We start from the raw sequence: 10,011 nt of genomic DNA, 5'->3' as shown, positions 1-10,011 counted from the left end.
CCCACCCCCTCCATCGCCGCGTCGACCTGCTTGCGCGCCTCGGCGCTGCAGGGGATGATCGGCAGGCGGACGCTGTCGTTGAGCCAGTCGTGCAGCCGGCTGAGCGCATATTTGGTCGGCGCCGGGCTGGCATCGGCGAACAGCGCCTTGTGCAGCGGGAAGAGCGCCTCGTTGAGCATGCGGGCAGTCTCGAAATCGCCCGCCAGCGCCGCGGCATGGAATTCCGCGCAGAGCTTCGGCGCGACATTGGCGGTCACCGAAATGCAGCCCACCTGCCCCAGCGCATAGCCCGCCAGCGCCAGCGGGTCGTCGCCCGACAGCTGGCAGAAGCCCGCGCCCGCCCCGGCGCGATGCTGGACCACGCGCTGGAGGTCGCCGCTGGCGTCCTTGATGCCGACGATCCGCCCGGGATAGCGCTTCGCCAGTTCGATCACGGTGGCGGGCAGAATGTCGGTCACCGTCCGGCCCGGCACGTTGTAAAGGATGATCGGCAGCTCGCTGCTTTCGGCCAGCGCGCCGTAATGCGCGATCAGCCCGTCCTGCGAGGGGCGGTTGTAATAGGGCGCGACGCACAAAGCGGCATCGGCGCCGACCGCCTCGGCCTCCTGCATGTGCCAGATCGCGGTGTCGGTGTTGTTGCTGCCGCAGCCCGCGATCACCGGCACCCGGCCATCGGCCTGTTCGACGCAGATGCGGATCACCCGGTGGTGTTCCTCGTTGTTGAGGGTCGGCGCCTCGCCGGTCGTCCCGACCGGGACGAGGGCCGAGGAACCCTGCTCGATCTGCCAGTCGACCAGGCGCCGGAACGCGGCTTCGTCGATCGCCCCGTCGCGAAAAGGAGTCACCAGGGCCGGAATCGAGCCGGAAAACATGGACTTCGAACCTCTCTTTTCCCAATTAACCCATTCGAGTATCTTTGCATTGACCATGCATCGGGATATTCGTTCAGCGCCTGATAAGGAGCCAAGAGGCACAATGTCCAGCATGGTTCGCAGATGTACGATACTCCTGCTCGCCGGCGCCGCGATCGGCGCCTCGGCGCCGACGGTGGCCAATGACGCCGCCGAGTGGGATCGCGCGCGCCAGGAACTGGTCGCGAGCCAGCCCGGCCCGATGGCCAATGCGATTGCCCAGTGGCAGGAATTGTCGTCGTCCGAACGCTACAGTTTCGGCGATTATGCCGGGTTCATCCTGACCTATCCGGGCCTGCCCGACGAGGACAAGCTCCAGGCAACCGCGGAGAAGAAGCTGCTGGGCGAAGCGGTCGAGGCCTCGCGATTGGTCGCCTTCTTCGACCGGTTCAAACCGGTCACCAACCCGGCGCGCGCGCAATACGCGCTCGCGCTAGCCGCCGACGGGCGCGCCGAAGCACCCGAACTCGCGCGCACGGCATGGCGCGGCGGGGTGATGAGCGAAACCGCCGAAGCGACCCTGCTTTCGCTGTACGGCCCGATTTTCACCCAGGACGACCACGACGCGCGGATGGATGCGCTGCTGTGGGAGCGTGACATTGCCGAGGCCCGGCGCCAACTGCCGCGCACTTCCATCGACAAGCGCTTCCTCTACGAGGCGCGGCTGGTTGCGATCGAGGGCGGCAATCCGCAAATCTACAATTCCGCCGCCGAAATGGGCGCGCTCGAAGACCCGGGCTATATCTACAATCTTTCGCGCCGGCTGCGCGCCGACGGACGTTACGTCGAAGCGGTCGACCTGCTGGCGACACGGCCCAGGCTCTCGCGCCTGCCGCACGACCAGGCCGACTGGGTCGAGGAACTGTTGACCGTCGCCCGCCGCGCCGGGCCGAGCAGCGCCGTCGCCATCGCCGCTTCGCTCGACGATGCCTTCCTGCCCGGCACCGATGTCAGCACGCTCGGCTATGGCCTGCGCGACGATTACACCTCGCTCGCCTGGCTCGGCGGCACCACTGCGCTTTGGGAGCTCGGCAATCCGGCCAAGGCCGCCCCGCTGTTCTATCGCTATGGCGCGGCGGCACAGACTACCCAGACCCGCTCGAAGGGCTTCTACTGGGCCGGGCTCGCCGCCAAGAAGGCCGGCCAGACCTATGACGCGATCTCCTATTTCGAACAGGCCGCGCAATATCCCGAGCGCTTCTATGGCATGCTCGCGCTCGAAGAACTCGAACGGGAGATGCCCGCGCTCGACGGCACGCCCGAAGTCGCGATCAGCGACGAGGCACGCGCGTCCTTCCAGGCCCGGCCGCTGACGCGTGCGGTGCGCGAAGTCGCCCGCGATGCGCCGTGGCGGGTCGGCATCCGTTTCTACCGCGAGATCGCCAACCAGGCGCAGAGCGAGGAAGACCTCGCGCTGGTCGCCGAACTGGCCCGCGAAATCGGCCGCCGCGACCTCGCGGTGATCACCGGCGAGGCGGCCGGATCGAAAGGCATTCACACCTTCACCTCGATCGGCTTCCCGACGCTGCAGACCCCGCCCGCGACCAACTGGACCATGATCCACGCGATCACCCGGCAGGAAAGCCAGTTCGCCCAGAACGCGATCAGCCATGCCGGCGCGCGCGGGCTGATGCAGCTGATGCCGGGGACGGCGCAGGAACAGGCCGGCAAGCTCGGCATCCAGTATCTCAGCGCCTCGCTGATCGACGATGCGGAATACAATGTCCGGCTCGGCGAAGGCTATTTCGGCCGCATGCTCGATTATTATCGCGGGTCCTACCCGTTGGCGATCGCCGCCTACAATGCCGGCCCGGGCAATGTGAACAAATGGCTCAAGGCCAATGGCGATCCGCGCCAGGGCAATATCGACTGGATCGAATGGATCGAGCGGATCCCGATCTACGAGACCAAGAATTACGTCCAGCGCGTGATCGAGAACGCGGTGGTCTACGAGCACATGTATCCCGAACGCGGTCAGCACGGCCACAAGCACCAGGTCAGCAATTACCTTCGCACCTATCTCGGCGGCTGAGGCCGTGGCGGCAGCGGGCAATCCGATCACCCCGGCGGGGCTGGCCGCGCTCAAGGCGCGCTACGACCATCTGCTCGGCAAGGAACGCCCCGCAATCGTCGAGATCGTCAGCTGGGCGGCCGGCAATGGCGACCGCAGCGAGAATGGCGACTATCTCTATGGCCGCAAGCGCATGCGCGAGATCGACCGCGAACTGGCGCATCTCGCGCGGCGGATGAAGGCTTCGCGCGTGGTCGATCCCGGCCAACAGCCCGACAAGGCGCGGGCGTGGTTCGGCGCGACCGTCACCATCGCGGATGAGGACGACGAGCAACGCACCCTCACCCTGGTCGGCGACGACGAGCAGGATGCCAGCGCAGGCCGGATCGGCTGGAGCGCGCCGATCGCCCGGGCGCTGCGCGGCGCGGCGGTGGGCGATTTGCGCAAGGTCCGCCTGCCCGGCGGCGAGAAGGAATGGGAAGTGGTGGCGATCGCCTATCCCGACTAGTGTATGTCTAGTTCAGGATGAACCCGATTAGCCCTTCCCCGTTGGGGGAGTCGCAGACGGCGCGAAGCGTCTACGGTTGGGATGGGGGTTCTGGCCTCGTTCGCGCGTGGAGCCCCCACCCCAACCACTCCCCGCCGGGGAGGGGCGATTCAGTTTCAACCGGACAGGCGCTAGAGCAGCTTGCCCTGACCTCCGCCCTTGTGGCTGGCGCGCGTTTCCACCCGCACGTGGCGGCGGTTGATCGGGGCGAGCGGGTTTCCGAAATGGGAGCCCTCTCCCCTTCAGGGGAGAGGGTTTGGGGGCCGCACCGACCCATTTGTCCACGCCATGTCCTACACGCGCCCGACCTGCTAGGCTGGTCGGATGAATCGCACTCCGCCCCTCTCCCGCGCCCAAACCGCGCAATTTTCTTGCGCCGTGGGGAAAGAAGAAAATAATTTCCCCTGGGCGGGAGAATGTCACCCTCGCCCGCGCAAGCCCGCGGGAATCCTCGGTTTTTCGCGGGTGACGCGGAGGGTGACAGGTGTCACTTGTGTCACCCTCGCGCTGGCCATGGCCGCGTTGCTGCTCGCCCCGCCGGCCGCGGCCAAGGACAGCCTCGGGATCTTCTCCGCCTGGGGCGCGTTTCGCGATCCCAATGTCCCGCGCTGCTATGCCATCGCGGTGCCCGCCGAAACCGCCGGCGAGCGCGACTATGCGCCCTACGCCAGTATCGGCACCTGGCCGAAGCGGAACCCGGCGGTGCGGGGCCAGCTCCATATCAGGCTGTCGCGCGAGATCGCCGAGGGCGCCGCGATCCGGCTTTCCATCGGCCGGCAGCGCTTCGAGCTCACCGGCGGGGGCGGCGATGCCTGGGCGAAGGACCGCCAGATGGACGCCGCGATCGTCGCCGCGATGCGCTCGGGCGGGGAGATGGCGGTCAGCTCGCTCGACCGGCGCGGACGACGCTTCACCGACGAATACAGCCTCGAGGGCGCGGCCACCGCGATGGATGCGGCGACCGTCGGCTGCGCGCGGCTGCGCTAGCCAATCGGGCGGGCGCACACTATATGACCGGCCAATCATGCCAGACACCGACCTGATGCAGATCCCCGGGCGGATCGACCCGGTTCCCGTGGCGCGCCCAAACCTTGTCGAGGGCGTCACGCCGCGCGCGGATGGCCGCGTCGATCTGATCGGCCTGCCCAAGTCGCGGATCGCGGAGCTGTTCGCCGATGCCGGGCTCGACCCGAAGCAGGCCAGGCTGCGCGCCAAGCAGGTGTTCCACTGGCTCTATCATCGCGGCGTCACCGAGTTCGAGGCGATGACCGACATCGCCAAGACCATGCGCCCGTGGCTCGCCGAGCGGTTCGTGATCGGGCGGCCGGAAGTGGTCGAAGCCCAGCACTCGACCGACGGCACGCGCAAGTGGCTGCTCAGGACCGCCGACGGGCACGACTTCGAGATGGTGTTCATTCCCGATGCCGATCGCGGGACCCTGTGCGTGTCGTCGCAGGTCGGCTGCACGCTCAATTGCACCTTCTGCCACACCGGGACGATGCGGCTGGTGCGCAACCTCACCCCCGGCGAGATCGTCGGCCAGGTTATGCTCGCGCGCGATGCGCTCGGCGAATGGCCAAAATCGGGCCCTGCAAATAACACGAGTCCCCGCGCAGGCGGGGACCTCCCTCCGGCAAGCGCTTCACCGCCCGAGGTCCCCGCATGCGCGGGGACTCGCGAGCGGGATGACGATTATGACGACGATCCCGAATACAGCGCCGATGGCCGCCTGCTCACCAATATCGTGATGATGGGCATGGGCGAGCCGCTCTACAATTTCGACAATGTCCGCGATGCCTTGAAGCTGGTGATGGATGCCGAGGGCCTCGCGCTGTCGCGCCGCCGGATCACGCTTTCGACCAGCGGCGTGGTGCCGATGATTGAACGCTGCGGCGAGGAGATCAACGTCAACCTCGCGGTTTCGCTCCATGCCGTGCGCAAGGAGATCCGCGACGAGATCGTGCCCCTGAACCGCAAATACGGGATCGAGGAACTGCTCGAGGCCTGCGCCGCCTATCCCGGCGCGAGCAATGCGCGGCGGATCACCTTCGAATATGTCATGCTCAAGGACAAGAACGACAGCGACGCGGATGCGCGCGAACTCGTCAGGCTGATCAAGCATTACAAGCTCCCGGCCAAAGTGAATTTGATCCCGTTCAACCCCTGGCCCGGCGCGAATTACGAATGCTCGGACCCGGAGCGGATCAGGCGCTTCTCGTCGATCATTTTCGAAGCCGGCATCAGCGGCCCGATCCGCACCCCGCGCGGGCGCGACATCGATGCCGCATGCGGCCAGCTCAAGACCGCGGCGCACAAGAAGAGCCGCGCCGAACGGGATCGCGAGGCGGCGGAAAAGCAGGCATTTTGACGCTCGCCGCAATTCCCGCACGATTCACCATCATGGGCAATGAGCGGTTCAGTTTGCCGGCCACATCACGTCTCCAGCCCGGCCAGATTGCCGGACGCAATGCAAGGAGACGATCCATGCGCAAGACAATTCTCGCCCTTTCCGCGGCCGCCCTGCTGGTCCCTGCCCCCGTCCTGGCCGATCCGCCGCCCTGGGCGCCGGCCCACGGCAAACGCGCCAAGGACGCGCGGGTCGTGCAAATCTATGACAGCCGCGGGCGTTATCTCGAGCCACGCAGGATCACGCGCAATTCCTATGTCTGGCGGGGCCGAGACGGGCGCTATTACTGCAGGCGCGACAATGGCACGACCGGGCTGGTGATTGGCGCCGCGGTCGGCGCGCTCGCCGGGCACGAATTGGCCGCACGGGGCGACAAGACGCTCGGCACGGTGCTCGGCGCGGTCGTGGGCGGCGCACTCGGCAAGGCGATCGACAGCGGCGACCTCAAATGTCGCTGAGTTGCCAGGTTATCGGCAAATCCGCTCCGCGCGCGATCGTGAACGAACGCCCGCCGATCCACACCGCGTTGTTCTTGTCGAGCGAGCAATGGATCCGGCCGTCGGCACCGACCTTCCGCCCCTGCCCCGCGATGTAGCTTTCGTGCGCCAGCCCGGTGCCGAAGAGATATTGCGCGGCGGCGGCGTTGAGGCTGCCGGTCACCGGATCCTCGACGATCGAACCGTGCTGGTTGGCGAAGAAGGCGCGCAGCTCCCAGGCGATTTCCGATCCCTCCGGATGCGGACCGATGAGGCCGATATCGGTTCCCGGCGGCGCCTTGGCGACCGGGTCCGCCGCGAGCACATCGTCAGCGGACTTCAGGCGCAAGAGCTTCCAGCCCGGTCCGTTATTGGCATGGACCGCTTCGACGATCGCTGTCTCGGGCACCCCGGCGACGCGCGCTGCCTCCGCCCGGTCGTCATCGGACAGCAACCCGCCCCTCAAGAGCGGCGGCGCGGCAAAGGCCAGCATGGAGCCGTCCTGCCTTACTTCGACCAGCCCCGCCCCGCATTCCTGCACGACCAGCCCTTCGCGCCGCGGCCGGCCGCCGGCTGCGAGCCAGGCATGGCACGAGCCGAGCGTGGGATGGCCGGCAAACGGCAATTCGCCCGCCGGATAGAAAATGCGGACGCGATAATCGGCAGCCGGGTCGGTCGGCGGCAGGAGGAACGTCGTCTCCGAGAAGCCGAGCCATTGGGTCAGCGCCAGCATCTGTGCGTCGGACAGGCCTTCCCCGCCATGGACGACGCCCAACGGATTGCCCTTCATCGGTTCGGAGCCGAATACATCGACCAGGTCGAGTTTCATTGCGGAATCGCCTTTCCCGGTTATGGCGAGCGCTATGGACCCGAAAACGCTCGAATTCTACCAGACGCGCTCCGCAGAATGGGCCTCTGCCCTGCCGCATGACTGGGGCCCCGAACTCGACGCGTTTCTCGACCTGCTCGAACCGGGCGCGACAATCCTCGAACTCGGCTGCGGCGACGGGCGCGATACGCAGCACATGCTCGCGCGCGGCTTCGATGTCCGTCCGAGCGATGGTTCGCCGGAGATGGCACGACTGGCGAGCGAACGGATCGGGCGCGCGGTGCCGGTGATGCGGTTCGAGGATCTCGACGAGGTCGAAGCCTATGACGCCGCCTGGTGCCATGCCTGCCTGCTGCATGTCCCGCGCGCAGACCTGCCAGCGATCATCCGCCGTGTGCATCGCGCGCTGAAACCAGGCGGTTGGCATTTCGCCAATTTCAAGGGCGACGTCGGAGGCGACGACAGCGGGCATCGCGACGATTTCGGGCGCTATTACAACTACATGTCGGAAGCGGCGCTGCGCGAGGCCTATTCTGTCGTCGATTGGCAGAAACTCCGGACCGAACAATTGGTCGCCGGATCCTATGGCGGCGGGCCGATCCCCTGGGTCAAGGTCCTCGCGCGCCGTTGAACTTGCGACGCACTGCGCAGGGTGCCATCATCCCTTGCAAGCCGCCGCCTGCTCCCCGGAGAGACTTGAATGATCACTGCCCCCCTCGTCAGTTGCGACGACCATCTCGACCTCAACATGCTGCCGGCCGATTTGTGGACCGGCCGCATGGCCGCGAATTGGGGCGGGCGCGCACCGCATGTCGCGATCTCGGATCAAGGCGGCATGTGGCTGTGCGACGGCGAGAGCTGGGGCCTCTGGTCGGGCACGAAGAGCACTTTCTTCGGCGACGGGCCCAAGCCGATCAAGACCGCCTACGATCGCGGCGGGATCGAGGATTTGACCGAACTGCGCGCCGGCAATCCCAGGCTGCGGCTCGAAGACATGGATCGCGACGGTGTTTGGGCACAGCTCGTCTTTGGACCCGTCACCTCGATCAACACCAAGGACGAGGCGCTGATGCGCGCCTGCTATGCCGCCTATAATGACTGGCTGTACGAGGATTTCTGCAGCGCCGCGCCAGAGCGACTGATCGGGGTGGCGATGCTCCCGCCGCATCCCGAGGCCGCGCGCGACGAATTGGAACGGTTGGCGAAACGCGGCGGGGTCAAACAGGCCAATCTCCAGATAGCGGTGTGCGAACCGCGGCTCGAAGACAGACGCTGGGAACCGCTGTTCGCGCTGCTCGAAGAGAGCGGCATCGTCCTCTCCTTCCACGTCACAGTGTTCCCGGGCGTCACCAAGGCGTTCGACAAATACAAGGGCTCGCCCGGCGCGACCTTCCTCCACGCCAAGATGTTCATCGAGCAGTTCCTCGACCCCTTCGTCGACCTTTTTGCGTGGGGCATTCTCGAGCGCCATCCGGGCCTCAATATCGTGATCGCCGAAAGCGGGGTCGGCTGGGTTCCGTGGGTGGTCGAGGAACTCGATTATCGCCATTTCCGCCTATGGGAATGCGCCGATTACTGGGACGACAAGGGCGGCATCCCGCTCAAGCTGAAACCGAGCGAGCTGTTCCGGCGGCAGGTCTATGGCACCTTCCAGCAAAGCCCGACCGCGATGCGGCTGACCGAATTCTGGGGGCCCGAAAACCTCCTGTGGGCGAGCGACTACCCGCACCCCGACAGCATCTGGCCCAACAGCCAGAAGACCATTTCAGAAACCATGGGCCATATGGACGTCGAGGATGTCCGCAAGATCGTCGGCGGCAATGCGGCCATGCTTTACGGACTCGATCTCGGCAAGGCGACGGTGCTCGGCCAGCTCGACATCGGCTACGAGGCGGTCGCCGCCGAATGAGGTACACGATCGGCCCGGTGATGGTCGGCCGGCCGCGGCTGTTCCGCGGCGAGGAGCAGAGCGCGATCTTCCGCCATCCGGTTGCAGGCCCGGTCGCCATCGAACCGCTCGGCCTCGACGGCGACGAGGTCGCCGACAAGCTCCATCATGGCGGGCTGGAAATGGCGGTCCACCATTATCCGCACGATCATTATCCCTTCTGGCATGAATTCCTCGGCGGGCACGACCTGCTGCGGGCACGGGGCGCCTTCGGCGAGAACATCACGACCGACGGGCTGACCGAGGAAGACATCTGCATCGGCGACCGGCTGCGGCTCGGCAGCGCACTGGTCGAAGTCAGCCAGGGCCGCCAGCCGTGCTGGAAGATCGACCACAAGTTCCAGCGCAAGGGCATCACCGCCAAGGTGGTCGAGACTGCCCGGACCGGCTGGTATTACCGCGTAATCGAGCCCGGCCAGGTGGAAGAGGGCGATGCGCTCGAGTTGGTCGAGCGGGCCCATGAAGGCTGGAGCGTCGCACGGGTGTTCAAGGCGCTGTTCCACAAGGGCACCAGCACGCGCGAACTGGTCGAAGTGGCCAGGCTCGAAAAGCTCAACCAGAAATGGCGCGAACGCGCGCTCGAACGCGCGGTGATCCAGGAAGGCGAGGCGCATGCGCGGCAGTGGCGTGATTGACAGGTGATGTCCTCCGCCCGAGGGCGGGGATCTTCGCCGAACGCGCTTCAGATTACGTCGGCGACGGTCCTGCTTTGCGGAACGCGCACCAATTGAATGCCTGGCCGCTGCCCCAGGGTGTGTGGTGTTCCTCGCGCCAGGATTCGATCAATTCAATTTGCGGGCCAAGTTCGCGAGCCAGGCTATCGGCATCGTAACGCCGAACCGGGAGCCCGCTGCATTTTTCGGGGCCGTCGGGCGCGAAAGT

General features: G+C 66.3%; 11 protein-coding genes. 8 read left to right on the top strand and 3 right to left on the bottom strand.

Annotated elements, in window-relative coordinates:
* A partial coding sequence (gene dapA, locus AC16XC_RS02665; RefSeq protein WP_484033088.1) for a 4-hydroxy-tetrahydrodipicolinate synthase occupies positions 1-872 on the bottom strand: 872 nt, incomplete at its 3' end.
* Positions 873-975: 103 nt separating this feature from the next.
* On the opposite strand from dapA, the gene AC16XC_RS02660 reads away from it, so the two are divergent.
* The 5 genes from AC16XC_RS02660 (at position 976) to AC16XC_RS02640 (ending at position 6,334) form a co-directional block, all read left to right on the top strand.
* The gene (locus AC16XC_RS02660) at positions 976-2,943 is read left to right on the top strand and encodes a lytic transglycosylase domain-containing protein (protein ID WP_484033087.1); all 1,968 of its coding nucleotides are present in this window, start codon (positions 976-978) and stop codon (positions 2,941-2,943) included.
* Positions 2,944-2,947: 4 nt separating this feature from the next.
* Positions 2,948-3,430, top strand: coding sequence for a GreA/GreB family elongation factor (locus AC16XC_RS02655; RefSeq protein ID WP_484033086.1), 483 nt, complete (start codon positions 2,948-2,950; stop codon positions 3,428-3,430).
* Positions 3,431-3,982: 552 nt separating this feature from the next.
* Positions 3,983-4,456 (top strand): invasion associated locus B family protein, encoded by a 474-nt coding sequence (locus AC16XC_RS02650; RefSeq protein ID WP_484033089.1) that lies wholly within the window; start codon positions 3,983-3,985, stop codon positions 4,454-4,456.
* Between the two features lie 37 nt (positions 4,457-4,493).
* Positions 4,494-5,837, top strand: a complete 1,344-nt coding sequence (gene rlmN, locus AC16XC_RS02645) for a 23S rRNA (adenine(2503)-C(2))-methyltransferase RlmN (protein WP_484033085.1) — start codon at positions 4,494-4,496, stop codon at positions 5,835-5,837.
* Positions 5,838-5,953: 116 nt separating this feature from the next.
* Complete coding sequence (locus tag AC16XC_RS02640) at positions 5,954-6,334, top strand: glycine zipper 2TM domain-containing protein (RefSeq protein ID WP_484033084.1); 381 nt, start codon at positions 5,954-5,956, stop codon at positions 6,332-6,334.
* Here AC16XC_RS02640 and AC16XC_RS02635 read toward each other — a convergent pair.
* Positions 6,321-7,181, bottom strand: a complete 861-nt coding sequence (locus AC16XC_RS02635) for a PhzF family phenazine biosynthesis protein (protein ID WP_484033083.1) — start codon at positions 7,179-7,181, stop codon at positions 6,321-6,323. The two genes, AC16XC_RS02640 and AC16XC_RS02635, sit on opposite strands and share 14 nt — an antisense overlap.
* Before the next feature lie 34 nt (positions 7,182-7,215).
* Between AC16XC_RS02635 and AC16XC_RS02630 the strand changes: the two genes are divergently transcribed.
* The 3 genes from AC16XC_RS02630 (at position 7,216) to AC16XC_RS02620 (ending at position 9,764) form a co-directional block, all read left to right on the top strand.
* Positions 7,216-7,812 carry a class I SAM-dependent methyltransferase gene (locus AC16XC_RS02630; RefSeq protein ID WP_484033082.1) on the top strand — a complete coding sequence of 199 codons (597 nt, stop codon included), beginning with the start codon at positions 7,216-7,218 and terminating at the stop codon, positions 7,810-7,812.
* 69 nt (positions 7,813-7,881) lie between these two features.
* Positions 7,882-9,090: an amidohydrolase family protein gene (locus AC16XC_RS02625; RefSeq protein WP_484033081.1), complete on the top strand. Its 1,209-nt coding sequence runs from the start codon at positions 7,882-7,884 to the stop codon at positions 9,088-9,090.
* A complete protein-coding gene (locus AC16XC_RS02620; RefSeq protein WP_484033080.1) occupies positions 9,087-9,764 on the top strand; it encodes an MOSC domain-containing protein in 678 nt (225 codons plus the stop codon). The genes AC16XC_RS02625 and AC16XC_RS02620 overlap by 4 nt, the downstream gene beginning before the upstream one ends.
* A 52-nt stretch (positions 9,765-9,816) precedes the next feature.
* On the opposite strand, the gene AC16XC_RS02615 is transcribed toward AC16XC_RS02620, so the two are convergent.
* A partial coding sequence (locus tag AC16XC_RS02615; RefSeq protein ID WP_484033079.1) for a hypothetical protein occupies positions 9,817-10,011 on the bottom strand: 195 nt, incomplete at its 5' end.

Source organism: Candidatus Andeanibacterium sp., assembly GCF_057143545.1.
The sequence above is the reverse complement of the archived record's forward strand: the minus strand, read 5'-3'. Positions and strand labels throughout refer to the sequence as shown.